This is a genomic window from Pseudophaeobacter leonis (assembly GCF_002087335.1).
In the GTDB taxonomy this organism is placed as follows: domain Bacteria; phylum Pseudomonadota; class Alphaproteobacteria; order Rhodobacterales; family Rhodobacteraceae; genus Pseudophaeobacter; species Pseudophaeobacter leonis.
Genome location: NZ_MWVJ01000003.1, coordinates 30,682 through 55,964, shown reverse-complemented (window position 1 = coordinate 55,964; position 25,283 = coordinate 30,682). Strand labels below are relative to the sequence as shown.

20 protein-coding genes and 6 pseudogenes are annotated in these 25,283 nt (G+C 59.5%); 12 read left to right on the top strand and 14 right to left on the bottom strand.

Annotation, left to right across the window (positions count from 1 at the left end):
- Positions 1-171 precede the first annotated feature (171 nt).
- Both B4968_RS01530 and parC read right to left on the bottom strand, forming a co-directional pair.
- Positions 172-780 carry a hypothetical protein gene (locus tag B4968_RS01530; RefSeq protein WP_083096007.1) on the bottom strand — a complete coding sequence of 203 codons (609 nt, stop codon included), beginning with the start codon at positions 778-780 and terminating at the stop codon, positions 172-174.
- 157 nt (positions 781-937) lie between these two features.
- Positions 938-3,281, bottom strand: a pseudogene (parC, locus tag B4968_RS01525) (DNA topoisomerase IV subunit A).
- 504 nt (positions 3,282-3,785) lie between these two features.
- Here parC and B4968_RS01520 point away from each other — a divergent pair.
- The 6 genes from B4968_RS01520 to B4968_RS01495 all read left to right on the top strand — a co-directional run bounded on the left by B4968_RS01520 (position 3,786) and on the right by B4968_RS01495 (position 8,292).
- On the top strand, positions 3,786-4,451 hold the full coding sequence (locus B4968_RS01520; RefSeq protein WP_161492543.1) for an SH3 domain-containing protein: 666 nt from the start codon (positions 3,786-3,788) through the stop codon (positions 4,449-4,451).
- 49 nt (positions 4,452-4,500) lie between these two features.
- Positions 4,501-5,331, top strand: coding sequence for an SDR family NAD(P)-dependent oxidoreductase (locus B4968_RS01515; RefSeq protein WP_083096003.1), 831 nt, complete (start codon positions 4,501-4,503; stop codon positions 5,329-5,331).
- A gap of 71 nt (positions 5,332-5,402) precedes the next feature.
- On the top strand, positions 5,403-5,609 hold the full coding sequence (locus tag B4968_RS01510) for a twin transmembrane helix small protein (RefSeq protein WP_083096001.1): 207 nt from the start codon (positions 5,403-5,405) through the stop codon (positions 5,607-5,609).
- Between the two features lie 3 nt (positions 5,610-5,612).
- On the top strand, positions 5,613-6,185 hold the full coding sequence (locus B4968_RS01505; RefSeq protein WP_083095999.1) for a cob(I)yrinic acid a,c-diamide adenosyltransferase: 573 nt from the start codon (positions 5,613-5,615) through the stop codon (positions 6,183-6,185).
- A 419-nt stretch (positions 6,186-6,604) separates the two neighbouring features.
- Positions 6,605-7,363: an electron transfer flavoprotein subunit beta/FixA family protein gene (locus B4968_RS01500; RefSeq protein ID WP_083095998.1), complete on the top strand. Its 759-nt coding sequence runs from the start codon at positions 6,605-6,607 to the stop codon at positions 7,361-7,363.
- Complete coding sequence (locus B4968_RS01495; protein WP_083095996.1) at positions 7,363-8,292, top strand: electron transfer flavoprotein subunit alpha/FixB family protein; 930 nt, start codon at positions 7,363-7,365, stop codon at positions 8,290-8,292. The genes B4968_RS01500 and B4968_RS01495 overlap by 1 nt, the downstream gene beginning before the upstream one ends.
- Before the next feature lie 113 nt (positions 8,293-8,405).
- On the opposite strand, the gene B4968_RS01490 is transcribed toward B4968_RS01495, so the two are convergent.
- Complete coding sequence (locus tag B4968_RS01490; protein WP_083095994.1) at positions 8,406-9,245, bottom strand: DUF6473 family protein; 840 nt, start codon at positions 9,243-9,245, stop codon at positions 8,406-8,408.
- 157 nt (positions 9,246-9,402) lie between these two features.
- On the opposite strand from B4968_RS01490, the gene B4968_RS01485 reads away from it, so the two are divergent.
- A complete protein-coding gene (locus B4968_RS01485; RefSeq protein WP_083095992.1) occupies positions 9,403-10,278 on the top strand; it encodes a 3-hydroxybutyryl-CoA dehydrogenase in 876 nt (291 codons plus the stop codon).
- Positions 10,279-10,390: 112 nt separating this feature from the next.
- Here B4968_RS01485 and B4968_RS01480 read toward each other — a convergent pair whose 3' ends face one another.
- The 7 genes and pseudogenes from B4968_RS01480 to B4968_RS01450 all read right to left on the bottom strand — a co-directional run bounded on the left by B4968_RS01480 (position 10,391) and on the right by B4968_RS01450 (position 15,833).
- Positions 10,391-11,284, bottom strand: a complete 894-nt coding sequence (locus tag B4968_RS01480; RefSeq protein ID WP_083095990.1) for a lysophospholipid acyltransferase family protein — start codon at positions 11,282-11,284, stop codon at positions 10,391-10,393.
- Between the two features lie 32 nt (positions 11,285-11,316).
- Positions 11,317-11,586 carry an HPr family phosphocarrier protein gene (locus B4968_RS01475; RefSeq protein ID WP_083095989.1) on the bottom strand — a complete coding sequence of 90 codons (270 nt, stop codon included), beginning with the start codon at positions 11,584-11,586 and terminating at the stop codon, positions 11,317-11,319.
- A pseudogene (locus tag B4968_RS01470) lies at positions 11,587-11,993 on the bottom strand (PTS sugar transporter subunit IIA).
- Positions 11,994-12,014: 21 nt separating this feature from the next.
- Positions 12,015-12,893 carry an RNase adapter RapZ gene (gene rapZ, locus B4968_RS01465; RefSeq protein ID WP_162843556.1) on the bottom strand — a complete coding sequence of 293 codons (879 nt, stop codon included), beginning with the start codon at positions 12,891-12,893 and terminating at the stop codon, positions 12,015-12,017.
- A 32-nt stretch (positions 12,894-12,925) separates the two neighbouring features.
- A complete protein-coding gene (locus tag B4968_RS01460; RefSeq protein WP_083095985.1) occupies positions 12,926-13,378 on the bottom strand; it encodes an HPr kinase/phosphorylase in 453 nt (150 codons plus the stop codon).
- A 3-nt stretch (positions 13,379-13,381) separates the two neighbouring features.
- Positions 13,382-15,095: pseudogene (locus B4968_RS01455) on the bottom strand (sensor N-terminal transmembrane domain-containing protein).
- Positions 15,096-15,128: 33 nt separating this feature from the next.
- Entirely contained in the window at positions 15,129-15,833 is a 705-nt protein-coding gene (locus tag B4968_RS01450; RefSeq protein ID WP_083095983.1) for a response regulator transcription factor, read from the bottom strand.
- A 387-nt stretch (positions 15,834-16,220) separates the two neighbouring features.
- On the opposite strand from B4968_RS01450, the pseudogene B4968_RS01445 reads away from it, so the two are divergent.
- Positions 16,221-17,818 (top strand): annotated as a pseudogene (locus B4968_RS01445) (phosphoenolpyruvate carboxykinase).
- Positions 17,819-17,913: 95 nt separating this feature from the next.
- Here the strand turns inward: B4968_RS01445 and dgt are convergent.
- The 3 genes from dgt to B4968_RS01430 form a co-directional block, all read right to left on the bottom strand.
- On the bottom strand, positions 17,914-19,284 hold the full coding sequence (gene dgt, locus B4968_RS01440; RefSeq protein ID WP_083096018.1) for a dGTP triphosphohydrolase: 1,371 nt from the start codon (positions 19,282-19,284) through the stop codon (positions 17,914-17,916).
- Between the two features lie 129 nt (positions 19,285-19,413).
- Positions 19,414-20,310 (bottom strand): cation diffusion facilitator family transporter, encoded by an 897-nt coding sequence (locus B4968_RS01435; protein ID WP_173907523.1) that lies wholly within the window; start codon positions 20,308-20,310, stop codon positions 19,414-19,416.
- A gap of 60 nt (positions 20,311-20,370) precedes the next feature.
- Positions 20,371-21,162 (bottom strand): sulfite exporter TauE/SafE family protein, encoded by a 792-nt coding sequence (locus tag B4968_RS01430; RefSeq protein ID WP_083095981.1) that lies wholly within the window; start codon positions 21,160-21,162, stop codon positions 20,371-20,373.
- Between the two features lie 159 nt (positions 21,163-21,321).
- On the opposite strand from B4968_RS01430, the pseudogene B4968_RS01425 reads away from it, so the two are divergent.
- The 4 genes and pseudogenes from B4968_RS01425 (at position 21,322) to B4968_RS01415 (ending at position 24,486) form a co-directional block, all read left to right on the top strand.
- Positions 21,322-23,008: pseudogene (locus tag B4968_RS01425) on the top strand (acyl-CoA dehydrogenase family protein).
- A 215-nt stretch (positions 23,009-23,223) separates the two neighbouring features.
- Positions 23,224-23,505, top strand: a complete 282-nt coding sequence (locus B4968_RS23930; RefSeq protein ID WP_241525494.1) for a hypothetical protein — start codon at positions 23,224-23,226, stop codon at positions 23,503-23,505.
- Between the two features lie 30 nt (positions 23,506-23,535).
- Positions 23,536-23,976, top strand: a complete 441-nt coding sequence (locus B4968_RS23925) for an SGNH/GDSL hydrolase family protein (protein ID WP_241525492.1) — start codon at positions 23,536-23,538, stop codon at positions 23,974-23,976.
- Between the two features lie 9 nt (positions 23,977-23,985).
- Positions 23,986-24,486, top strand: a complete 501-nt coding sequence (locus B4968_RS01415) for an META domain-containing protein (RefSeq protein WP_338153184.1) — start codon at positions 23,986-23,988, stop codon at positions 24,484-24,486.
- A 13-nt stretch (positions 24,487-24,499) separates the two neighbouring features.
- On the opposite strand, the pseudogene recO reads toward B4968_RS01415, so the two are convergent.
- Positions 24,500-25,224, bottom strand: a pseudogene (gene recO, locus B4968_RS01410) (DNA repair protein RecO).
- Between the last annotated feature and the right edge of the window lie 59 nt (positions 25,225-25,283).

Here is a 25,283-nt window from a genome sequence, read left to right as displayed (position 1 = left end):
TTATTACGTTCAAACTTTTCCTTAGCCATTCTCTAGGCGCCCTTTTGAAAGAGAGGGCCGACAACCGACCCAAGATTTCCTCTGCGCGCGCCGCATATTCCCTTTGAGAACAAAAATCAAGACGTTCCTGCTTGACACCCGCGATTTCGGCCAAGGCTGGCCTGCCGGTGACTACTCTGCCACCTCAGAGGGGGCAGGTTTGACCGCAGGGGCCGCGTCTTTTGCCGGGGCATCAGGCGTAACACCGCCGCTGAACCACCCCAGTTCTGCATGTTGTTCCGCCATATATTCCTCAAGCCCATCAACGATCCGCAGCGCCAGCCCGTCGATCTGCTCTTCCTTGGTGCGGCTGTAACCAGAGCCGATGATGGCGCTTTCCCCGGTGGTGTCCTCAAAGATCTTCATCTGGTGCTCTTTGGCCAGATAGGTCTTTGTTGTCACATCATAAACAAACACGTTCACCACAGCGGCACTTTTGGGGTTCACCAGCACCGGAATGCCACCCGTGGCCAGCAAGAAGCCCTCGAGCGTGATGGCCACATCGTATTTCCCAGCGCCCTTATAGCGCCCCAAGCGCGCCTCAAGGGCGCGTTCAATCGGCTCATTCCACTCAGAGGGTTTGGCAGCCCGCGACAGCGGCCATTGCAGCGCCTTGTCGGTATAGACAAAGGAGACCCGCATCTTGAAATCCCCCAAATCCTCGGGCGCCTCGTTGACTTTTGTTTCTTCGCAGGCGGCAAGCAGGACCATCGCGGCCACAAGAGCAAGAATTCGGATCATCAAGGGCCTCATAGGAGAGTAATACAGGTTTGGCTCTGTTGTCAGTTAAAGCAAAGCCACCCAGCCGGCAAACCGGGATGGAGGGCGCTACAGGCTTCGGTGGCGCAAGAGTCACATATCATAGGCGAAAAACCCCTGTGACACTCAAGGCACCCCATCACTTGAACTTATAGTTGCGCGGGAACCCATAGGGCGGACGCTTGCCAATGCCGGCCCGCTTGCCCAGCCACTGGCTGAGATCGGCCTGTGGCGGGGCTTGCCCCCGCCCATCTCCCAGGAAATGCCATCCTCCCAGTTGAAGGTCACGATGTCGCTGAGGCCGCCATCGAGTTCGAGCGAGCCCTGCTTGCCCCGCGCCATATTGTATTTCTGCAGCCGCACGCCCTTGCCGCGGCTGAGTTCCGGCATTTCCTCAAGCGAGAAGACCAGGAATTTGCCGTTTTCCGAGACAATCGCCACATGGTCGCCAGAGACAGGGATACAGATCTGGGCGCGGTCGTCGTCTTTGACGTTCAACACCTGCTTGCCACTGCGGGTCTGCGCCACGATTTCCTTTTCGGCGCAGATAAAGCCATTGCCCGCAGAGGAGGCCACCAGCAGGCGCCCTTCGGGGTTATGGATCAGGATATCGACGATCTCCACCTCGTTGGGCAGATCGACGATCAGACGCAGCGGTTCCCCCATGCCCCGCCCGCCAGGCAGGTTGGCGGCGCTGACAGTGTAGAACCGGCCATTGCTGCCAAAGACCAGCAGCCTGTCGGTGGTTTCCGCGTGGAAAATGAAGCGCGGTCCGTCGCCATCCTTGAACTTCAACTCACGCGCCAGATCAATATGGCCGGTCATCGCCCGAATCCAGCCCATTTGCGAGCAGACAACGGTGATCGGCTCGCGGTCGATCATCGCCTCCAGCGGCACATCTTCAACCTCTCCCGCCTCGGCAAAAGGCTACGGCGGGCGCCCCCCTCGTAGTCCTTGCCAAATTGCTTTTTGGTTTCGCGCAGCTGCCCGGTGATCTTGCTCCACTGCAGATCATCCGAGGCCAGCAACTCTACCAGCCCAGCGCGCTCGTCGCGCAGCGCATCGCGTTCCTTTGTCAGCTCCACCTCTTCGAGGCGACGCAGAGAGCGCAGACGCATGTTGAGAATCGCCTCGGCCTGCACTTCGCTCAGCTGACCTTCTCCGGCGGCAGGCGTGATATAGTCACTCTCCTCAAAGGCCCGCGGATGATCCAGATCCCAGTTTTCCCGCATCAGGGCAGCCTTGGGGTCGTCATCATAGCGGATGATATCAATCACCCGGTCCAGATTGAGGAAGGCAATGATAAAGCCATCCAGCACTTCGAGCCGGTGGTCGATCTTGGCCATGCGGTATTCAGAGCGGCGTTGCAGCACGTCCCGGCGATGATCCAGAAAGGCGCGCAGCACTTCTTTCATCGAGCAGACCTTGGGGGTGACCCCGTCGATCAGCACGTTCATGTTGAGACTGAAGCGCACCTCAAGGTCTGAGTTGCGATACATCATGTTCATCAGAACATCCGGGTCGACATTTTTCGACTTCGGCTCAAGCACAATGCGGATGTCTTCGGCTGACTCATCGCGGATATCCGCAAGAATCGGCACCTTTTTGGTTTGGATCAGCTCAGCGATCTTCTCGATCAGCTTGGACTTTTGCACCTGATAAGGGATCTCTGTGACCACGATCTGCCACTGCCCCCGGCCCAGATCCTCGACCTCATAGCTGCAGCGCAGACGGAACGAGCCCCGGCCGGTGCGATAGGCCTTGGCGATACTGTCGCGCGGCTCAACAATAATGCCGCCGGTGGGGAAATCCGGTCCCGGCACGTATTTCAGCAGGGTGTCATCATCGGCACCTGGAGACTTGATCAGATGGATACAGGCATCAATCAGTTCAGCAATATTATGCGGCGGGATATTTGTTGCCATGCCCACCGCAATCCCGGTTGAGCCATTGGCCAGTATATTGGGGAAGGTCGCAGGCAGCACCGCAGGTTCCGTCAGGCGGCCATCGTAGTTGTCGCGAAAATCAACCGCGTCCTCGCTCAGCCCTTCCAGCATCGCCTCGGCGACAAAGGTCATGCGCGCTTCTGTGTAGCGCGAGGCCGCCGGGTTATCGCCGTCGATATTGCCAAAGTTACCCTGGCCGTCGACCAGCGGGTAGCGCACGTTAAAGTCCTGCGCCAGACGCGCCATGGCATCATAAATGGCCGCGTCGCCATGCGGGTGGAAATCCCCCATGGTATCGCCCGAGATTTTGGCCGATTTCAGAAACCCACCTGTTGAGCCGAGACGCAGGCGGTTCATGGCGTAAAGAATGCGCCGATGCACCGGCTTCAGACCATCCCGCGCATCCGGCAGCGCCCGGTGCATGATCGTGCTGAGCGCATAGGTCAGGTAGCGCTCGCCAATGGCGCGGCGCAGGGGTTCCAGGATCTCGCCGTTTTGCGGCAGCGGGGCATCGGGATTGTCTACGGTGTCGTTCATGCTTTGGTGATACTTCCCCCACATGCCGCGGTAAAGCTATGGTTCTGATTTATCCACCATCTTACCACCCAGCCCCGCATTTCCGCACCTTTCAGCCACACAGCAGCCCTCAGCCCACACAGGCGCCCCGGAGCGCGGCCCCTCCCGCGCCTTTCAGACCCGTTCCGGGCCCGCTTCAGGCCGCTTCAGGCCCACTTCAGGCCAGTGTTTGACAGATTCTTGTCACAGGATTTCGCACAGATAGCGCACAGATCGCTCGCAGATCCCGCCCAAAGGGGAGAAGCCGCAGCACTCTCCCCTGTGCTTTCAGCCGCTTCGGACTATATTAAGGTAACTTATATAGGTTTTGGCGGCTCATATGCTGCCGTTGTGGTCCAATGCCGTGTTCCAGCTCTATTGGGCCTGCCGCCATTCATTGCCGTTACTGAATTTGTTACCCGGGGGATGCGCCATGTCGCGCTTTGTTATTGTGTCTTTTGCGTTTTGGGCTGGGGATTTTACGAGTTGAGCGGCGGGCGCGATTTCACAGCCCCCGAACGCCCCGCCCCTGAAGGCCATGTCGAGGCAACACACCAGCAGGCGCAGCTGTCGACCTCGCTTCCTGTGACCACGACGACGAAATTCCAACGCACGGCCAAAGTCCGCGCTGCCTCTCTGGTGGACACACAGCTGATCCAGACCGACCCCGCTCCGCGCCCTGCAGCAGACCCGGAATCCCGTCAGGCCATCGCCCTGGCCAAAATTGCACAGGCCCAAATAGGACAGCCGCAAATCGCCTCCGCCGGTCTCGCCCTGCAAGGCACAGGCACAGCCTTTGCCCCCGGCGCCGGGACCGGCACACTGCAGCTGAACTCGATCCAGGGCGGGCTGGAGGCCATGACAACGCAGTTTGGCTCTGATGGGCTGGCGCAGAATGCCGACCTCACCTCTCCTGAGGCGACACCCGCCGTCGCCAGCGAAAGCTATCTCGACATCCGTGAAATCCGCGCCTCTCGGGTCAATATGCGTCAGGGTCCGGGCACCATCTACCCGGTGATGTCACGGCTGCTGGCCGGAGACGAGGTGTTGATTCTCGAGGACAGCGGCACCGGCTGGCTGCAGCTGCGCACCCGCAAGGGCAACAAAATCGGCTGGGTTGCCGCTTCCCTGGTGAGCAAGAAACGGTCATAACCCTCTGAACAGGTCCTGGGGCTGGGCCATCAGCAAACAGGGTCACCAGATGCAAAAAACAATCCTGATCACGGGCTGCTCTTCGGGGATCGGTCTCGACGCCGCACGCAGCATGCGAGAGCGCGGCTGGCGGGTCTTTGCCTCCTGTCGCAAGGAAGAAGACTGCGAGAGCCTGCGCGCTGAGGGCTTTGACAGCCCCCGGATTGACTACACCGAGGCGGGCAGCATCACCTCTGGACTGGCCGAGGTGCTTGAGGCCACCGGTGGCACCCTTGACGCCCTGTTCAACAATGGCGCCCATGGGCTGCCCGGCGCGGTTGAGGATCTGGCAACCGAGGGGCTGCGCGAAATCTTTGAAACCAATGTGTTTGGCTGGCACGAGCTGACCCGGCAGGTTTTGCCGGTGATGCGCGCCCAGGGGCATGGGCGTATTGTGCAGAACTCGTCTATCCTCGGGTTTGTCGCCTTTCCCTGGCGCGGCGCCTATGTCGCCACCAAATACGCCATCGAAGGCCTGTCTGATACGCTCAGGGTCGAGCTCTGTGACACCGACATCAAGGTCATTTTGATTGAGCCGGGCCCCGTGACCTCAAAGTTCCGCGAAAACGCCATTCCGCATTTTGAGCGCTCGATAGACTGGCGCAGCTCTGCCCTGCGGCCGCTCTATGAGAAAACCCTGCTCAAACGACTATATGAGAGCAGCGGGCCGGACCGGTTCGAGCTGCCGGCCTCGGCTGTGACCGCCAAGCTGATCCATGCCTGCGAATCGCCGCGCCCCAGGCCGCGCTACCGCGTCACCACCCCAACCCATGTTGCGGCAATTCTGCGTCGCCTGCTGACAACCCGGTCAATTGACCGCATCCTGGCCCGGCTCAGATAGGCAATTGCCTGTCGCCAAGGCCTCTGGCAGCGGCTAGACCTGCAGCATGAAAACGAGAAGGAAGACATCAAATGGGTGATCCGCTTTATTTACTCGCAGTGCTGGCGATGGCCGCTGTTGTGGTGGTTTTGATTCTCGGTCTTGGCGGTTTTGCCAAAGGCGGCGCCTTCAATGCCAAATACGCCAACAAACTGATGCGGATGCGGCTGTTGTTTCAGTTCATCGCCGTGGTGCTTTTGGTGGCCTATGTCTACTTTCGCAGCCAGGGAGGCCAGTGATCCATGGTTTTTCTGAACAAAATCTACACCCGCACGGGCGACAAAGGAGACACTGCCCTGGGCAATGGGGCCCGCGTCGCCAAACACGACGCCCGCGTCAACGCCTATGGCACCTCGGATGAGCTGAACGCCTTTATCGGTGTCGCCCGCCTGGAGGCCCCAGAAGATATGGACGCGGCCCTGTCGCGCATCCAGAACGACCTGTTTGACCTTGGCGCCGATCTTTGCCGCCCGGAGATGGAGAAAGACGCCGATGCGGACTATCCCCCGCTGCGGGTGATCGCCTCTCAGGTGGACCGGCTCGAAGCGGAAATTGATGTCATGAACAAAGAGCTCTCGGCTCTGCGCAGCTTTGTGTTGCCCGGGGGCAGCAGATTGTCCGCCCATCTGCATGTCTGCCGCACCGTGGCGCGCCGGGCCGAACGCCTGACAACAGAACTGGCCACTGTCGAAGCGATAAACCCGGTGGTTGTGACCTATCTCAACCGTCTGTCCGACTGGTTCTTTGTCGCCTCGCGCCAGGCCAATGACAACGGCGCCAAAGACGTGCTTTGGGTGCCCGGCGCCAACCGCTGAGCCCCCAGACCAGATCAGCCTGACCAGACCGGGCCGAATTCGACGCGATTTGGGCCCGATTGCTGCATTTGGACAAAAGCGCTGCAAAGGCACCCTGCGTCACATGCTGCGTCGCAGCGTCACCTTGGCCACTCTGCCATCGACAGGGAGACGATTCGGGCCTACCAAATCCTTGTTCCGGTTCCCGTCACACCGGAACAGACCGCCAGCTTGCGTTTCGTGCCATCATACGAAAAACGGGCAGCCATCACGAAACATTCTTGCAAGATTGTCGTGACAAAAGACGAAACATGACGTCTGCGAGTTGCAACGTGACGATTTTTCCCTGTTGTGCCCCGGACTGAGCCGGTATCAACAGCGCGAGAGCATAGAGGGTAGCCGCGTTTGCGGCATGCCGTTTGTTAAGGAGAGAACGTAAAATGAAGGTACTTGTGCCTGTCAAGCGCGTGATTGACTATAACGTGAAGGTCCGCGTCAAAGCGGACGGAAGCGGAGTCGATCTCGCCAACGTCAAAATGTCGATGAACCCCTTCGACGAAATCGCTGTGGAAGAGGCCATCCGCCTCAAAGAAGCAGGCAAGGCTGACGAAATCATTGCTGTTTCGATCGGCGTGAAACAGGCCCAGGAAACCCTGCGCACCGCGCTGGCCATGGGCGCAGACCGCGCCATCCTGGTTGTTGCCGCTGATGACGTTCACAACGACATTGAGCCCCTCGCCGTTGCCAAGATCCTCAAAGGCATCGTCGATGAAGAGCAGCCTGGTCTCGTTCTTGCGGGCAAACAGGCGATCGACAACGACATGAACGCCACCGGTCAGATGCTGTCGGCCCTGCTGGGCTGGTCGCAGGGCACCTTTGCCTCTGAGCTGGACATCGACGGCGACAAAGCTGTTGTGACCCGCGAAGTTGACGGCGGGTTGCAGACCATCAAAGTGAACATGCCTGCCATCGTCACTGTTGATCTACGTCTGAACGAGCCACGCTATGCCTCGCTGCCAAACATCATGAAGGCGAAGAAAAAGCCGATGGCCGAAAAGACTGCCGCCGACTACGGCGTCGATGTCACACCGCGCCTGACAGTGGTCTCCACCTCCGAGCCCGCCTCGCGTGCGGCTGGCATCATGGTTGGCTCGGTTGACGAGCTGGTCGAGAAACTCAAAGAAGCGGGGGCTGTGTAATGGCTGTTCTTCTCCTTGCTGAAGTGACCGATGGCGCCCTGGCGCTGGACGCAACCGCAAAGGCCGTGACGGCTGCTGCGGCTCTGGGTGATGTCACCGTTCTGGCTGCTGGCGCATCTGCTGCTGCAGCCGGTGCCGAGGCCGCCAAGATCGCTGGCGTTGCCAAAGTTCTGGTTGCCGAAGATGCATCTCTTGGCCACCGCCTGGCGGAACCCACAGCGGCGCTGATCGTCTCGCTCGCGGGTGACTACGAGCACATCGTCGCCCCTGCCACCACCGACGCCAAAAACGTTCTGCCCCGCGTGGCGGCACTGCTTGACGTCATGGTGATCTCGGATGTGACGGCTGTTGTGGACGGCTCTACCTTTGAGCGCCCCATCTACGCAGGCAACGCCATCCAGACCGTCAAATCTTCGGACGCAAAGAAGGTCATCTCCTTCCGGACCGCGACATTTGACGCCGCTGGCGATGGCGGCTCGGCTGCTGTTGACCCCATTGGTGCTGCCGAGAACCCCGGCCTCTCTGAGTGGGTCGAAGACAAGGTTGCCGCCTCTGACCGTCCTGAGCTCACCTCGGCTGGCGTTGTGGTCTCTGGTGGCCGTGGTGTTGGCTCCGAGGAAGACTTTAAACTGATCGAAGGTCTGGCTGACAAGCTGGGCGCGGCAGTTGGTGCCTCGCGTGCTGCGGTTGATTCCGGCTACGCCCCCAACGACTGGCAGGTTGGCCAGACGGGTAAGGTTGTGGCGCCGGATCTCTATGTGGCTATCGGTATTTCCGGTGCGATTCAGCACCTGGCCGGCATGAAGGACTCCAAGGTGATCGTTGCGATCAACAAGGACGAAGAAGCCCCCATCTTCCAGGTTGCCGACTTTGGCCTGGTTGCGGATCTCTTTACCGCTGTGCCCGAACTGACCGAGAAACTCGGCTGAAGCTGAAAAGCCTGTCACAGGAGCAGATCCTGTGACAGATCAGTAAATTGGAACGGGGCCCGCAGCAAATGCGGGCCCCGTTTCCGTTTGAAAACCCCAACTGGCAAGGATGCCTAGCCAGATTGAGCAATGTCCTGAAGGGAAATGTCCTGCAGTTTCTCGGCCAGGGCACAGCCGATCCGGGCGTGCTCTCTTGGGCCAAGCATGTGCTGCGCGGCCGGGAAATCCAGCTCTCCCATGATCATGCCATCAAAATCATCCACCAGACCAGCCGTATCGACGGAAACCTCGACAAGGCCCTTGGTCTTTGCCTGCAGCGCCTCGATCATTTGTCGGGACACCAGCACCGGCTCATGACTGAAGGCGGCACTGCCTTTGAGATCATAAGACATCTGCAGCATCACCACCCGGCCCTCCAAGGCGTGGATCACCTGCTGCATGCGGGTCAGCCAGGTCTCTTGCAGATGCCGCCGCACCTCGTCAAAGCGTTCTTCTGACAGCGCCTGCAGCGTCGTCAACAGGTGCTTGTTGAAATGGAACTCGGTATAATCCACCTCGGGAAACAGCTGCTTTAGAGGCACCTGTGCCTGTAAAAATCGGTCATTGCGCCGTGGATGCACCCGGTAGTAGCGGTTTGAAACGTTCTGTGCGCCCAACAGCTGTACCACAGACAACCTTGCAGCCCGCGCGACACCCAGCAGCGCCTCATCGCCCGCAAAGGTATCAAGCCCCGCGTTGACAGCTGCCAGATTAATGCAAGGCGTTTTTAACAAAGCCTCGCTAACATCAACAAATGGAGTCTCAACGAACCGTCCAAAAACCTCAGTCCCCCCCAGGAATGCGATATATGGAGTCGTCAAATCTCTTTTAGGGCCACGTACCGGCAGCCGCGATCCGGCATAACAGCACGTGCCCCCCGAAAGCGCTCCTGCGCTTTTGAGTTCGTAGCTCATAGTTCCCACCAATGTATTCACCCAAAGATCACTTTGGTGGCCAAAGATTGCAAATTCCCTAAAGTTAAATTTCGCCTAAAATTCCGGGAGTGCAGCCTTGTGTCTGCCCCAAAGCGCCCGATAAGATCGCGGCGCAGGCAAATTGGGAGCCACTGGCATGGATATCAAAAAGATATGCATCATCGGCGCAGGCCAGATGGGCAATGGCATCGCTCATGCCATGTCTTTGGCGGGATATGACGTTGTTTTAAATGACATAAATCAGCAGTCTCTGGATGCTGCCATGACTGCCATGCACAAAAACATGGCGCGTCAGGCGAGCCGGGGCAAGATTTCTGAAAGCGACGTTACCGAGGCAATTGCCCGCATTACGACAACGCTGTCACTGGCCGACATTGGCGCCACCGATCTGGTGATCGAGGCCGCAACTGAGCGTGAAACTGTTAAGCGGGCGATCTTTGAAGACCTGCAGCCGCATCTGCTGCCGCATACGATTCTCACCTCGAACACCTCGGCGATCTCGATCACCCGGCTGGCAAGCCGCACCGACCGCCCCGAGCGCTTTATGGGCTTCCACTTTATGAACCCGGTTCCGGTGATGCAATTGGTCGAACTGATCCGTGGTATCGCCACCGACGAAGAGACCTTTGCCAGCTGTCGCACTGTGGTCGAGAAGCTGGGCAAAACCGCCGCCAGCGCCGAAGATTTTCCTGCCTTTATCGTCAACCGCATTCTGATGCCGATGATCAACGAGGCGGTCTACACGCTGTACGAGGGTGTCGGCTCGGTCAAATCAATCGACCTAAGCATGAAGCTGGGCGCCAATCACCCGATGGGTCCGCTGGAGCTGGCTGATTTCATCGGTCTCGACACCTGCCTTGCGATCATGAACGTGCTGCATGAGGGTCTGGCGGACACCAAATATCGCCCCTGCCCTTTGCTGACCAAATATGTCGAAGCCGGCTGGCTGGGCCGTAAAACACAACGTGGCTTTTATGACTATCGCGGGGAAGAGCCCGTTCCGACCCGCTAGGTCGTAAAATCGACACCCGGCGCAACAGCCTAGTGTACCACGCCCTCAACAAGCAAAAAGCGCCCCAAGGGGCGCTTCTTTGTTACAGGGGTACTAAGGGGCAAATACGGCCTCAGGTGGTCTTTCCCAAACCGATGGTATGTTCGCGCAGCCAGGCCATAAAACCGCGTGGATCGCTTTGCAACTGCTGCATCTGCGCTGCGGTAAGAGGCTCTCCCACCACAGGGGCCTGCGGCTTGTTACAGGCGCGGACGATCTCGTGCAGCAGCAGCCCCTGACGCAGGACCGGAGAGATCTGGTTGGCGATCTGATAGCTGCGGGAGTTGTTGCCCGGAAAGAAAATCGGCACCACACGCGCACCGGAGCGGCGGATCAGCTGGGCGGTAAAGACGTTCCACTCCTGCTCGATTGGCGGGCCGAACCAGGTTTCAGATGTCATCACCACACCCGATGGAAACAGCCCCACAACGCCGCCCTCTTTCAGGTGAGCCATGGGTTTGGCGCGCATCTCAACCATCTGCCGCTGCGCTTCAGGGTCATGCGGAAAGGGCACGGGGATCATAAAAGAGGTCGCCGCCTCGTCCAGACCAGTCAGCACCGAGCGGGTCAGAATGCGGTAGTCCTGCCGCACCCTGCCGATCAGATCGGCAAAAATCATCCCGTCCACCATGCCATGAGGATGGTTGGCGACAATCACCACAGGGCCGTCGCCGGGGATGCGTTTGATTTGCTCTTCCGGGGTCATCAGATTGATGCCCATGATATTAAGAGCACCGCGCCAGAACTTTTGGCCGCGATATTCAGCGTTTTGTTTTTCGAATTTCTTGACCATGCGCAGAATGGTCAGCTTGCCGGTCATCCATTCGATGGCCTTGATCGCCAAAGAGGTCCAGCGGTCATCAAAGGAATTGGCATAGGTCAGCGTACGGCGGTCATAGACCTCGCCATTTGCCTCTTCAGCCTCCGGCGCGACGCCGGTGTTGCGATCATGTGAGGTATCAGCCACTGTACCATTCCCGTCAGTTCAAAGGCCCTAACCTAAAAGCCTTCGCCGAATTTGTCCGCAACCAGAGCCTCCACTGCGTCAGCAAGAGCACCGGCATCTGGCCCCGAAGTCTCGACGTCAATAGTCGTTCCTTTCGAGGCTGCCAACATCAAAAGCCCCATAATACTGTCTCCCGAGGCAGACATTCCATCCTTTGAGATTTCAGCCGTGGCGTCAAAGCCATCCACAACTTCTACCAACTTGGCTGAGGCGCGCGCATGCAGCCCCTTTTCGTTCACGATTTTCAATGTCTTCAAAGTCATTTAACGCGCCTGCTCCCCTTCGGGGTTAATGTTTTGCGAGTTGATATACTTGCGTCCCGCTTCCATTGCCTTTCGCACAGCCTCCCCAACCGTGAGGTGGCGGGATTTGGCGAGCTTGATCAAAAGCGGCAGGTTCGCCCCATAGAGAATGCGGCGATTAGCTGGCTCACAGGCGCGCAAACTAAGGTTTGAGGTGAGCCTCCAAAGAGGTCTGTCACCACAACAACTCCGCCCCCTGTGTCGACCTTATCCGCCGCCGCACATATTTCACGCTGCTTGTCATCACGGTCGTCATCAGGGCCGATGGCGATGGCCATAAGACTGGGCTGGGGGCCCACAACATGCTCAACAGCTGCCAGGTATTCCCTGGCAAGCCCGCCATGCGCCACGATCACGATCCCGATCAACCCTGCCACTCCGTATTTGTGCTAGCCTTGCAGCTCGCGGTGTCTAATTGACACCTGCTGGCCCTCTTCTGCAAGGGCTTTTGCGAGGGTTTCTGCCAGTGTAACCGAGCGATGTTGGCCGCCGGTGCATCCAAAAGCAATCGAAAGGTGCGATTTCCCCTCGTCCCGGTAGGCTGGCAACAAGAATTGGGTCATGTCCAGCACTCTTGCAAAGAAGCCCTCATAGCGCGCATCCGCCTTCACATGCGCCTGTACCGCCGCATCGCAGCCGTTTAGCGCCCGCAGATCCGCATTCCAGTATGGGTTGTCCAGAAACCGGCAGTCGAACACCATGTCGATGCTGCGCGGCACGCCGCGTTTATAGGAAAAGCTCTGGATAGAGAGCGCCAGGCTGCGCCCGCCGGGGGCAAAGAGATGTTCAATCTCGGCCTTCAGCTGATGCACGTTCATGTCAGAGGTGTCCAGCAGCATGCTGGCCCGCTCGCGGATTGGCGCCATCAGGCTCATCTCGCGCTGCACGCCAACGGCTGGCGTCTCCGCCGGCGCCAGCGGGTGGCGACGACGGGTCTCCGAATAGCGCTGCAGCAGAACCTCGGGGCGCGAGTCCAGATAGAGCACTGACAAATCACAGCTCGCCTGCGCCTCCAGCAGATCAATCACCTCAAGCAGGGCCGCCGGAGAGAAATCCCGGTTCCGGCTGTCCAGCCCCAGTGCCATGGGGCCAGCAACGCCCACCGCCGTGACCAGCCCCGGCAATAGCCGCAGAGGCAGATTGTCGATGGCTTCAAAGCCAAGATCCTCAAGCACATTGATCGCGGTGGTGCGCCCTGCCCCTGAGGGTCCGGTCACCAGGACAATGGGGATGGGTTGCACTTCAGACATCACAAGCGTCGCAGACATAACAGGCACCACAGATATGGGTGGTGAGAGGATCAGGGGTGTGCATCAGGGTCTATAGCTCCGGCTTTGAGGTATTGTATCAGGGCCGCGGCAAAATATGCGCCCTCTACCCGGCGAAACACCACAATCCTCTGGTCCAGCAGTCTTTCATATCTGGGTACCGGAAGGCGCTCAGTTTCAAGGTGGTCCAGATCAACGATAGCACAGATTGTCGCGACCCCGCTGGTCTCCGCGTTCAAAATGCCCATGTAGCGCGCCTCGATGAGGCCTGACAGTCCCGCGGGTGCCGCGGCCTTCACCTGATCGGCCTCGCGCCGGATCTGCACCCGGTCATCGGCAACCAGATCGGCGCCATACCCCATCATCTGCAGCGCTAGGGCCGATTTGCCGCTGCCAGAGCGGCCCCGGATCAGCACCCCGCGGCCGCCAAGTGCCACGCAGCTGGCGTGCAGCGTGAGGCCAGCCTCGATCGGTGCGCTGCTCATGGGTCAGACAGGTATGCCGACAACAAAGCGTGCTCCCAATGGTTCTGAGGTCACGTCGGCTTCGGTGGGCCGGATGTTTTCAGCCCAGACCACGCCACCATGCGCCTCGAGGATCTGTTTTGATATGGCAAGGCCAAGACCAGAGTTATTGCCAAAATGCTCGACCGGGCGCTGCGAGTAAAACCGGTTGAAGATCTTTGCCAGCGCCTGTTCCGGAATGCCGGGGCCGGTGTCTTCGACCACGATCAGCACCCGGTTATCGCGGCGACGCGCCCAGACACGAATGGCATCGCCCTCTTCGCAAAAGGAAATCGCATTGGTGATCAGGTTGACAAACACCTGCGCAAGCCGCGCCTCAAGGCCCTGCACCACCACCGCGCGTTGCGGCAGGTCGGTGATATAGTCGATGCCCTTGGCGCGCGCATCTTCGCCCAGATACTGGTTGAGATTGTTGAGCATGGTGAGGAGATCGAACTCTTCTTCTTCCTCTTTCACCAGCTCTGCGTCCAAACGGGAGGCATTGGAAATATCACTCACCAGACGGTCCAGACGGCGCACGTCATGCTCGATCACTTCCATCAGCTGTTCGCGCTGGTCATCGCGTTTGACCATGCGCAGCGTGCCAACAGCCGATTGCAGGCTGGCGAGCGGATTTTTGATTTCATGCGCCACATCAGCGGCAAACTGTTCATTGCTGTCAATCCGGCTATAGAGCGCTTTGACCATGCCCCGCAGCGCGCGGCTCAAACGCCCGATCTCGTCCGGGCGGGCCGAAAGATCAGGAATGCGGATGCGGCCCGGCTGCGCCCGGCGGGTGTCGCGGTCCCGTCCCAGTTCTGCCGCTTCGGCCAGATCGGCCAGCGGGTTGGCAATGGTCGACGCCAGCACCAGGCTGAGCCCCACAGAGACCAACAAGGCAATGATAAAGATCTGCAGCACCCGCTCGCGCTCACCGCGCACCAGAGCGTCGATTTCACCGGCCGGTGAGGCCAAAGCCACCACGCCAATGGTGGTGCCGTTGCTGAGGATCGGCGCAACTGCCGAGAACACCGTGCCGCCGCTGGTATCCACCACGACCTCGATATTTGCGGTGCCGGTCAGGGACTTTTGCGCCAGCACGCGCACCTGATCCTGCAGCGGCTTGATCAAAGCACTGTCTGGCTGCTCCGACTGAAACACCCCGCCAAGGGCGGACCACAGGGCCGACAACCCATCAGAAATGAGGGTGCGGTTTTGCACCCTTTCGTTCAGCGCATTCAAGGCATCCGGGCGATCCACCCCGGTCACCTGTGCCACCAGAAGCCCAGAAGAATCAAAGACAAAGGCCTCAACCCCGCCCCGCAGGGTCAGGCCATCCAGCGTCTCGGCCACGTCAATCCCATCCCCGGTCGACAGGCTCACCGCCCCTGAGGACGGCAGAACAGCCTCAAAAACATCGGCAATCAGTGACACTTCGGCCAACAGGGCCCCGGCGCGCTGTTTGCCCAGGCTTTGGCGTGATGAGTTGAGATAGAGAATGCCGGCAACCAAAATGATCAGGGCGATCAGATTGAAGGTGATGATCTTGCGCGTCAGGGGCGACTTTTTAACGAGGAAACCCACGCCGCGCCCGCCGCACCTGCATTTCGGCAGCAACGGTTTGATCCGGTGCGACCCAATCGTCGCCCAGAACCACATCGCCGTCTTGCTGACCTGTGGTCAGACCAGTGTCACGCATTGGTGCATGCCTCCCTGGAAAAGCCTGCAGAGCCTATTCTTCATTGTAGCGATACCCGATCCCGTAGAGGGTCTCGATCGCTGCAAAGTCAGTATCCGCTGTTCGCATCTTCTTGCGAAGACGTTTGATATGGCTGTCGATGGTCCGGTCATCCACGTAGACCTGATCGTCATAGGCCACGTCCATCAGCTGATCGCGGCTTTTGACAAAACCGGGCCGCTGGGCCAGTGCCTGCAACAGCAGGAATTCAGTCACGGTGAGCGAGACATCCTTGCCCTTCCAGCTGACCGCGTGCCGCAGCGGATCCATGCACAGATTGCCACGGTCCATCACCTTGGTCTCAGGCGGCTCGGTTCCGGCCTCATCACTGTTGAGGGCCTCCTGACGCCGCAGCAAAGCCCGGATACGTTCAACCAGGAGGCGCTGCGAGAAGGGCTTTTTGACGTAGTCATCCGCCCCCATACGCAGGCCGAGGACCTCGTCGATTTCATCATCCTTGGAGGTCAGAAAGATCACCGGCATCTGGGTTTTCTGCCGCAGGCGCTGCAACAGATCCATCCCGTCCATGCGCGGCATCTTGATGTCGAGCACAGCCATATCCGGCAATTTCTTGTTAAAGGCATCCAGTGCGGCCTGCCCATCGTTGTAGGTTTCCACCTCAAACCCTTCGGCTTCGAGCGTCATCGCTACAGAAGTCAAAATGTTGCGGTCATCATCCACCAAAGCGATCTTCGACATCGGACTTGCCCCTAAACCTGCTCTTTTATTGTCAGTATTTTTGTCTCTTAATCGCCCGTCTTACGCGTCGAATCAATCCCCATTGGCGAATCACGGCCATCTTTGGGCCCGATTAGGGCAAAAATGTCTTATCATCTGCTGAATACCGGGCAGAGATCGGGCGGGGATCGGGGCAGAGATCGGGCGGGATAGGGCATTGCCAATAATGGTTGCGCTAAACTCGGACTTGATGGCGCTAACTGCGTCAAACCCTCCTGTTCAGTCATGGAAACGTCATGTTATGACCCGGACAACCGGTGTCGCTACCGGCACTTCTGCCCCGATCTGCCTTGGGGCGCAGCTTTTAATGTATGCGGCTGATGACAGTCGCCACAGGAGAGAGAACACATGGCATCTGGACGGGTTAACCCGAATTTCCGCCTCGAGGATCAAGGTATCGAGGGTCTGGGCAATGTCCATTACAACCTCATGGAGCCGGCACTTGTCGAAGCCGCTCTGAAGCGCGATGAAGGCACCTTGGGCAAAGGCGGCGCCTTTCTGGTGACAACCGGCAAGTTCACCGGTCGCTCTCCCAAGACAAGCACGTGGTCAAAACCGATTGCGTGAAGGATACCATCTGGTGGGAAAACAACGCCGAGATGTCGCCTGAGGGTTTTGATGCTCTCTACACCGACATGCTTGAGCACATGAAGGGTGGCGACTACCACGTACAGGATCTGGTCGGCGGCGCTGACCCCAAACATTCGATCAATGTGCGCATGGTCACTGAGCTCGCCTGGCACGGGCTGTTCATCCGCACCATGCTGCGCCGTCCTGACCGCGAAGACCTGAACGACTTTATCGCGGATTTCACCGTCATCAACTGCCCCAGCTTCCTGGCGGATCCCAAGCGTCACAACTGCCGCTCGGAAACCGTCATCGCGATGAACTTTGAGCGCAAGCTGATCCTGATCGGTGGCACCGAATATGCCGGTGAGAACAAAAAATCTGTCTTTACCCTGCTGAACTACCTGCTGCCAGAAAAAGGCATCATGCCGATGCACTGCTCGGCCAACCACGCCAAGGGCAACCCTGTTGACACGGCCGTGTTCTTTGGCCTCTCCGGCACCGGCAAGACCACGCTCTCAGCTGATCCTGACCGCGTGCTGATCGGCGATGATGAGCACGGCTGGGCTGACAATGGCACCTTCAACTTTGAAGGCGGCTGCTACGCCAAGACCATCAGCCTCAACCCCGAGGCCGAGCCCGAGATCTACGCAACCACCTCAAAATTCGCCACCGTGATCGAAAACATGGTCTATGATGAAGAGACCAAAGAGCTGGATTTCGAGGACGACAGCCTGACGGCCAACATGCGTTGCGCCTATCCGCTGCACTATATCTCCAACGCCTCTGAGAGCGCGATGGGTGGCCACCCCAAGAACATCATCATGCTGACATGTGATGCCTTTGGCGTGCTGCCTCCCATTGCCCGCCTCACCCCGGCGCAGGCGATGTATCACTTCCTGTCTGGTTTCACCTCCAAGGTTGCCGGCACCGAGCGCGGCGTGACCGAGCCCGAGCCGACATTTTCGACCTGCTTTGGCGCGCCCTTCATGCCGCGTCGCCCTGAGGTCTACGGCAACCTGCTGCGTGAAAAGATCGCCCAGCATGGAGCCACCTGCTGGCTGGTCAACACAGGCTGGACCGGTGGTGCCTACGGTGTTGGCTCGCGCATGCCAATCCGCGCCACCCGCGCCTTGCTGACCGCCGCTCTCGAAGGGACACTGGCCGAGGTTGAGTTCCGCAAAGACAGCAATTTTGGCTTTGACGTGCCTGTCTCTGTTCCTGGCGTTGCCGAAGTCCTGCTGGACCCGCGCCGCACCTGGGACGATCAGGCCGCCTATGACAAACAGGCCGCAAAACTGGTTGAGATGTTCTCGAACAACTTCCAGCAGTATCTGCCCTATATCGACAAAGACGTAAAAGCCGCCGCGATCAGCTAAGGCCTGCGTTTTATCACAAACCAAAAAAACCCGGCCACGCACTGGCCGGGTTTTTCATTTCCAAGGCGTGACGCAGCTGCCGCATTGCAATCGGCTCAGATCCGGCCTGCCACCATGTCGCGCACTTTCACCGCGTAGCGATCCGTCATACCTGAAACAAAATCCGCCAGATTATGCATCGCTGTGTACTCATCCGTGATGCCCCGCAGGTCCAGACCCACCGCCCGGACCAATTTGGCCCAATAGCCATGCTGCGCCAGAAACAGCTCAACATCCCAACCACTGTCGCGCAGATCGGCATAAAGCGCGTGAAAATGATCCAGCACCGCAAAGATCACCTGACGGCCAGATATCTCCAGCTCGGTCTTGCGCTGCGCTGTGAAAATCCGCGCGTTTGAGATCTCTTTCATCTGACTAAAGGCCTCTGCCTTGGAGGAGACCTCCATCAGCCCGTCGCTAAACTCTCCAGCCATGATCGCATCATACTGCGCCATAAAGGCCGCAACGGCCGCCTCGATCGCCTGATGGATGGCGCCAGCCCGGCGCATCGCGACCACCTCGCGCGCGGTCATCGCATCGCCGTCTTCGCGATTGGGTTTGCCTGCAATGTCTTCCAGACAGGCGATCACCTGCCGCGTGCTGAGGTCGCCCACTGTGGCGGCGTCTTCGAGATCAAGGATCCGGTAGCAGATGTCATCCGCCGCCTCGACCAGAAAGGCCAGCGGGTGGCGGCGCCAGTATGCGCCCGCTCCCGCACCATCAGCCCGCATCCCCGTGGCTTCGGCCACCTCGGCAAACAGTGCTGCCTCGGACTGAAAGACGCCGAATTTCTTCAGCCCCACATAGCTGCCATCGCTGCCTTGCCGCGCCAGCTGGCGTGCTTCGTCAGTGCAGGGGTATTTCATAAATGCCCCAAGGGTAGCGTAGGACAGCCGCATGCCGCCCTCGCGCCGGGCCATCTCAAGCCGTGCCGCAATGCGAAAGCCCTGGGCGTTGCCCTCAAAGGCGGCAAACTCGCCCTGCTGCGCCTTGGCAATTGATCCGGCAACAGATCCGGCGACATCGGCGCCCGTGCGAAACGGCGTGGCAAACCACTCGCCGATGCTGTCTTCGCCGGAATGGCCAAAGGGCGGGTTGCCGATGTCATGCACCAGACAGGCGGCCTGAATGGTGCCGGCAATCACCTCACGCTGCGCCTCATGGATATAGCCCTGCTTTAGCATCGCCTGCCCGGCCAGCGTGCCCAGCGAGCGCCCTGCACTGGCGGTTTCCAGACTGTGGATCATGCGGTGATGCACATGGTCGTGCTCATAGAGCGGATGCACCTGGGTCTTTTGCGCCAGACGACGAAAGGGTTCCGAAAACAGGATGCGGTCATAGTCCTGCAGATAGGCGGGGCGACCGGGGGGCTCGGGGAAATCCGGGCGACACAGCCGCCCTGCGTTCAACAACCTGTCCCATTGCATCGCCATCTCAGCTGCTCCCCTTGCCTGCGCAAAACCTGTGTCTCTTGGGCGCGCTTAAACGGCAGTGCTGCGCGAAATGCAAACGCTTCACCGCAGAACTCTGGCTCAGCCCGGTTCAACCCCACTGGCTCAGCCCGGTTCAATTCCAGAGGCTTCAAGCTGATGCTCGGGCTCCACATGAATGATGACCTGCGCTTCGGGGAACGCCTGCTGAATGGCCTCTTCGATGGTGTCGCAAATGCAATGCGAGGCCTGCACCGTCATCGCGCCATCAACCACCATATGGAACTCGACAAACAGTGCGACGCCTGCGCGACGGGTTTTCAGATCATGCACCTGCAGGGCCCCTGCCGCCGATTGATGCAACAGCTCTTCGATCCTGGCGCGCTCTTCCTTGGGGGCGGCGGAATCCATCAGGCCATTTACCGACGAGACCACAACGCCGTAGCCTTCGCGCAGGATATTCACCGCCACCAAAAGCGCCAAAAGCGGGTCTAATATGGTCCAACCGGTCAGCATCGCCAGCACCAGACCCAGCAGAACCCCGACCGAGGTCCAGACATCGCTCATCAGGTGCCGCCCGCCCGCTGTCAGGGCCGGAGAGCTCAGCTGCCTACCGCGACCAATCAAAAGCCGCGCCCAGATCAGGTTCAGCACCAGAGCGACCCCGTTGATCAACAGCCCGGCCCGGCCCCACTCTGCCGTTGATCTGAGATTGCCAAGGGCATGTACCGACTGCTCAACAATCAGCAGGGCGGCGATAATGATCATGATGCCTTCGAGCACGGCTGAAAAATACTCGGCCTTGTAGTGACCAAAGGGATGGCCGGCATCGGCCGGCTTTTTGGCATAGTGGACCGCCATCCAGGCCATCACCGCACCGCCCACATTGACAAAAGATTCCAGCGCATCAGACAGCAGCGCCACTGAATTTGTCAGCCACCAGGCCGTCAGTTTCAGTGCCAGCACCAAAAGCGCGATCAGGATCGTGCCCAGAGCCAGCCTTTCCGCGTTCATCCCCTGCATCACACCCAACGCACCTTTATGGTCTTTGCCCCATACCAGAGCCACATTTTCAGTTGCGTGTCAGAGCATCAGTCCACGCCGCACCAGATTCAACCCCGCCACCAACAGCACAATAAGGGTAGCCTGTTTAAAAAGTCTTTGATCAATCCGATCAGGCAGCCGACCGCCAATCCACATGCCCAACACGGCAGGCACAACCAGCACAATCGAGAACGGCAGGGTCTCGGCCCGCACCACGCCAGAGCCAATATGCGCCAGCAGCAAAGCACAGGCGCCAAGGCCGTAGATCACCCCCTGCACCCGGATCTGCTCGCTCTTTTCGGTCCCCAGCGCCGTGAGGTAAGCCACCGTAGGCGGCCCCCAGACACCGGATACGCCGCCGATCAGCCCAGCAAAGGCGCCGACAAAGATTTCAACCCTCGGCGTCGGTTTCGCCAGGGTGAGCGCGATGCCGAGCAGCTGCAACAGGACAAAAAGCGTGACCGGCACGCCAATGGCCAGAAACATTATGTGCTGCGGCAGGATGCGCACCATCTGGGCGCTCAGCAGCAAAAACACCAATCCTGCCAGCAAAAAGATCCGAAACCGCCTGATCGACCCCAGGGCTGCACCGGCACCCTGCCGCAATGCCTGCATCCAGTTTGTGACCAGCGTCGGCAGAATCAACCCGGCCAGCGCCAGCTCCGGCGACATGAACAGGCTCAACCCCGACACAAGGATCATCGGCAGAGCAAAGCCAACCATGCCCTTGACCGTACCGGCAAGCAGGGCAATCGCAAAGGCGATGCCGAGATCCGCCGGAGAAATGGAGGGTGAAATGGAGGGTGAGATGAGGCTGAAAAACTGGTCCATACCCCTGCCCTATCACTCCAATCGAGCAGAGAGAACAGCAGCCGCGCCCAAAATTCCGTCACGCAACTTATTATCAAATTGCCGCAGTGCGGCGTATTTTTGTTGCGCTGCACCTGCAAAGTGATTTACCACCAAGCCACCACAGAAGGACGTGATTCAATGGCTCATGACGGACAGGACCTGCAAATGAAACCGATTGTGCTCCCAAGACCTGCTGACGCTCACCGCGGCGGCAATTGCTCCCCTTGAAGCCACCCTGGAGGCGGCCCGTATTGCTGTACGCGATCAGGTCAGCCAGGAGGGACGCGTCTCTGGGCAGCTGATCGAGGAGAACCAGACCGCCGCGCATGGGCTGTCCTGGCTTGCGACCTATGTCTACTCCCTGCGTCAGATGCAGCAGTGGGCCGACAAGCTGCAAAGCGATGGCGCCTTTAATGAGATGGAACAGCTGATCCACCAGATTGCCTTTGGCGAATATCTCGCCCAGGTGCAGGGCGGCATCCAGATGAACCAGGGCGAAATTCTGCGGCTGCAGGATCTGGGCCTGGGTCAGGACACCCTGACGGCGCTGCGCACCGAGGCTGTGGTGGCCCTTCCCGAGGGCGGCAACACGCAGGCCGCCCGCAGCCGCCTGGCTGAGCTGATGCAGGAACAGGCCGGCGCCACCATGTTTGGCACCTCGGGTCTGGAAGAAGAGCTGGAGATGATCCGCGACCAGTTCCGCCGCTACGCTTCGGAAAAGGTCGAGCCCCACGCCCATGACTGGCACCTGAAGGATGAGCTGATCCCGATGGAAGTGATCGAAGAGCTGGCCGAAATGGGCGTCTTTGGTCTGACCATCCCCGAAGAGTTTGGCGGCTTTGGCCTCTCCAAGGCCTCGATGGTTGTGGTCTCAGAAGAACTGTCACGCGGCTATATCGGTGTTGGCTCCCTCGCCACCCGCTCTGAGATTGCCGCCGAGCTGATCCTCTGCGGTGGTACCGACGATCAAAAGGCCCAGTGGCTGCCCAAGATCGCCAGCGCCGAAATCCTGCCCACGGCTGTGTTCACCGAGCCCAATACAGGCTCTGATCTTGGCTCTTTGCGCACCCGCGCGGTGAAAACCGAGGCTGGCGACTATGAGGTGACCGGCAACAAAACCTGGATCACCCACGCGGCCCGCACCCATGTGATGACCTTGCTGGCGCGCACCGACCCCGAGACCACAGACCACCGGGGCCTGTCGATGTTTCTGGCGGAAAAAACCCCCGGCACCGATGCAGAACCCTTTCCAACCCCCGGCATGACCGGCGGTGAGATCGAGGTGCTGGGCTATCGCGGCATGAAGGAATACGAGCTTGGCTTTGACGGCTTTGCCGTGAAACAGGCCAACCTGCTGGGCGGCGTCGAGGGCAAGGGCTTTAAGCAGCTGATGGAGACCTTTGAGAGCGCCCGCATCCAGACCGCAGCCCGCGCCATTGGCGTGGCGCAGTCGGCGCTGGATATCGCCATGCAATACGCGCAGGACCGCAAACAGTTCGGCAAAAGCCTGATCGCCTTCCCGCGCGTCTCTGGCAAACTGGCGATGATGGCAGTTGAGATCATGGTGGCGCGTCAGCTGACCTATTTCTCTGCCCGGGAAAAAGATAACGGCCACCGCTGCGACCTTGAGGCTGGCATGGCCAAACTGCTGGGCGCGCGGGTCGCCTGGGCGGCTGCCGACAACGGTTTGCAAATCCACGGCGGCAACGGCTTTGCCCTTGAGTACAAAATCAGCCGGGTGCTGTGTGATGCGCGGATCCTCAACATTTTTGAAGGCGCGGCAGAGATTCAGGCCCAGGTCATCGCCCGCCGCTTGTTGGCCTGATCTTCTTTAGGCCTGATCTGTTCAGCCTCACCTGAGAAAAATTGCACATGCCCGGCCAATGGTCGGGCATATTTCTGTGCTTCCTTAGACTTTTCACCAGACAGGGCGGTGGCCATCTCCTCGCATTTTTGCGCAGGTCTGAAGGTACGGTTTCTTGTGGGGGCTTTGGTTGTCTTTCCAATCCACTCAGATAGTCTCAATCCATGCGCCAGTTTGTGTCGAAACTCCTTGTGACCTGCGTCGCCCTCTTGGCGCTTTTTGGCTGCGCGGAGCCTGTGCCAAAGAACACAGACGGGGCCATTCTGGTCATTGGTGATTCCCTTCTGGCCTGGAATGGCGGCACCAAACGCGCGGTGTCGGACGTGATGGAGCAAGAGCTGGGTGTTTCGGTGGTGGACCGGCCGGCCTCTGCGGCGCGGATGATCTATCATCTGGCAATCACTGGTGCGGCGGGGCTCAGCATCCCAAAACAGGTGCCCCGGGGCGAATGGGACTAGGGCGAATGGGACTGGGGCGAATGGGACTGGGTGGTGGTCAGTGGCGGCGGCAATGATCTTTGGCTGGGCTGTGGCTGTGGCGCCTGCACCCGAAAAATGAACCGGCTCATCTCGCAGGATGGTCGCAGCGGGGCCATCCCCGATCTTGTCGCCAAACTGCGAACCAGCGGCAGCAAGGTGATCTACACCGGCTATCTGCGCAGCCCCGGCATGGGCTCACCAATTGAATATTGCAAAGACAACGGCGAAGAGCTTGACCGTCGGGCAGCCAGCATGGCCGCGCAGGACGAGGCAGTGTTCTTCCTCTCGCTGGCCAATCTTGTGCCCCATGGAGATCGCTCCTATCATGCGGTGGACATGATCCACCCCTCGGTCAAGGGCAGTGCCGCAATCGGCCATCGGATATCCGAGCTGATACAGGACAACAGTCCCCGGCAATATCCCCGCCGCACCGCGCAACAGACAGAGTAGTCTTTTCAGATGAGTAATGCTCCAGCCTCAACCCGGGCTCGCCGCCCCAGCCAGCGCCAATCCGGCCAACCCCTTGCCAAACAAACCGCAACGCGGCTGTACCGGGCCGCCGTTGTCAGCGGGTTGATGGCAGCCACGGCCCTGCTCGCGGCCTGTCGCGATGAAACGCTCACCGGATATGGCGCAGCTGACAAGACATGGGTCCTCAGCACGCTGAACCAGGAGCCCTTTGAGGCCCGTGCCACGCTGACCTTTCCGGAAGCCGGCAAACTGTCAGGGCAGGCGCCTTGCAACAGCTACCAGGGCGACCAGACGGCGCCCTATCCCTGGTTTCAGGCGGGCGCGCTGATCGCCACCCGGATGATATGTCCCGACCAGCCAGCCGAGGATATATATCTTCAGACCCTTGCGGAAATGACCGAGGCAGAGGTTGCCGGAGATGTGCTGATCCTGCGCAACGAGGCGGGTCTGGAAATGGTGTTCCACGTCCGAGGACTAAAGGCGGATTAAAACCGGTGGCTGACTATACTCGGCGGCTGAAGGCATCGATAAAGCGGCCGCGCGCCTCTGGCAGCGGCCGATTGCCAAGACTGCGCGCCAGATGCGTCTCAAGAAAGTAACCCGTGGTGCGCAACCCCTCGGCCACCTCGTAATCCGGCGCATAACCAGCCCCCTGCATCACCGGCGGCAGTGGCAGCAGGCGGCTGACCCATTGCCCGGCCTCCTGCCTTGAGACCGCGCGCCCGGTTTTGGGAGAGACATAGGCGAGATCCTCATTGCGCCCGAGACCGCGCAGGCGCTGAGATCCAGCCCAAAGCCCATTGCCTCAAGCAGCGCCATCTCCCAGCGCAGATAGGCCAGCGGCCAGATTTCCTCTTCCTCCAGCAGGTCCAGCAACTGCTCGCTGCGCTTGTAGAGATCGGGATAGGCTTCTCGTTCCGGCAGGCAAAAGCTCAAAAGCCCAGTCACCGTATTCAGCCCCGCCAGCGCCAGCCGCCCGGACAGAGCAGCAGCAGCCCGACTGCGCAGCGGCTCGGCCTGATAGCTGCCCAGATGATCCTCCAGCCGGGCGCGCCACAACAGATCCAACTGGGCGCCGGGCTGCAGCACCGGGGATTTTTTGCGACTGGCGCCCCCATGCACGATGCCGGCGTGACGACCGTGGCTTTCGGTGAAAACATCAATGATCACCGCAGACTCGCCATGGCGGCGACTGGTCAACAGGATGCCATGATCACGCCAGTCCACCTTGTCACTCTCCTGATTGTACTGCCGCGCCCATAGGTATCAGAGCCTAATACAGGCAA

What these genes read in the sequence shown, in the direction of transcription:
- B4968_RS01530 (WP_083096007.1), bottom strand. Translation starts at nt 780, where the DNA reads ATGATCCGAATTCTTGCTCTTGTGGCCGCGATGGTCCTGCTTGCCGCC.
- B4968_RS01485 (WP_083095992.1), top strand. Translation starts at nt 9,403, where the DNA reads ATGGATATCAAAAAGATATGCATCATCGGCGCAGGCCAGATGGGCAAT.
- B4968_RS01510 (WP_083096001.1), top strand. Translation starts at nt 5,403, where the DNA reads ATGGGTGATCCGCTTTATTTACTCGCAGTGCTGGCGATGGCCGCTGTT.
- B4968_RS01450 (WP_083095983.1), bottom strand. Translation starts at nt 15,833, where the DNA reads ATGTCGAAGATCGCTTTGGTGGATGATGACCGCAACATTTTGACTTCT.
- B4968_RS01500 (WP_083095998.1), top strand. Translation starts at nt 6,605, where the DNA reads ATGAAGGTACTTGTGCCTGTCAAGCGCGTGATTGACTATAACGTGAAG.
- B4968_RS01430 (WP_083095981.1), bottom strand. Translation starts at nt 21,162, where the DNA reads ATGGACCAGTTTTTCAGCCTCATCTCACCCTCCATTTCACCCTCCATT.
- B4968_RS01460 (WP_083095985.1), bottom strand. Translation starts at nt 13,378, where the DNA reads ATGAGCAGCGCACCGATCGAGGCTGGCCTCACGCTGCACGCCAGCTGC.
- B4968_RS01505 (WP_083095999.1), top strand. Translation starts at nt 5,613, where the DNA reads ATGGTTTTTCTGAACAAAATCTACACCCGCACGGGCGACAAAGGAGAC.
- B4968_RS01435 (WP_173907523.1), bottom strand. Translation starts at nt 20,310, where the DNA reads ATGCAGGGGATGAACGCGGAAAGGCTGGCTCTGGGCACGATCCTGATC.
- B4968_RS01490 (WP_083095994.1), bottom strand. Translation starts at nt 9,245, where the DNA reads ATGAGCTACGAACTCAAAAGCGCAGGAGCGCTTTCGGGGGGCACGTGC.
- B4968_RS01495 (WP_083095996.1), top strand. Translation starts at nt 7,363, where the DNA reads ATGGCTGTTCTTCTCCTTGCTGAAGTGACCGATGGCGCCCTGGCGCTG.
- dgt (WP_083096018.1), bottom strand. Translation starts at nt 19,284, where the DNA reads ATGCAATGGGACAGGTTGTTGAACGCAGGGCGGCTGTGTCGCCCGGAT.
- rapZ (WP_162843556.1), bottom strand. Translation starts at nt 12,893, where the DNA reads ATGTCTGCGACGCTTGTGATGTCTGAAGTGCAACCCATCCCCATTGTC.
- B4968_RS01515 (WP_083096003.1), top strand. Translation starts at nt 4,501, where the DNA reads ATGCAAAAAACAATCCTGATCACGGGCTGCTCTTCGGGGATCGGTCTC.
- B4968_RS01415 (WP_338153184.1), top strand. Translation starts at nt 23,986, where the DNA reads ATGAGTAATGCTCCAGCCTCAACCCGGGCTCGCCGCCCCAGCCAGCGC.
- B4968_RS01475 (WP_083095989.1), bottom strand. Translation starts at nt 11,586, where the DNA reads ATGACTTTGAAGACATTGAAAATCGTGAACGAAAAGGGGCTGCATGCG.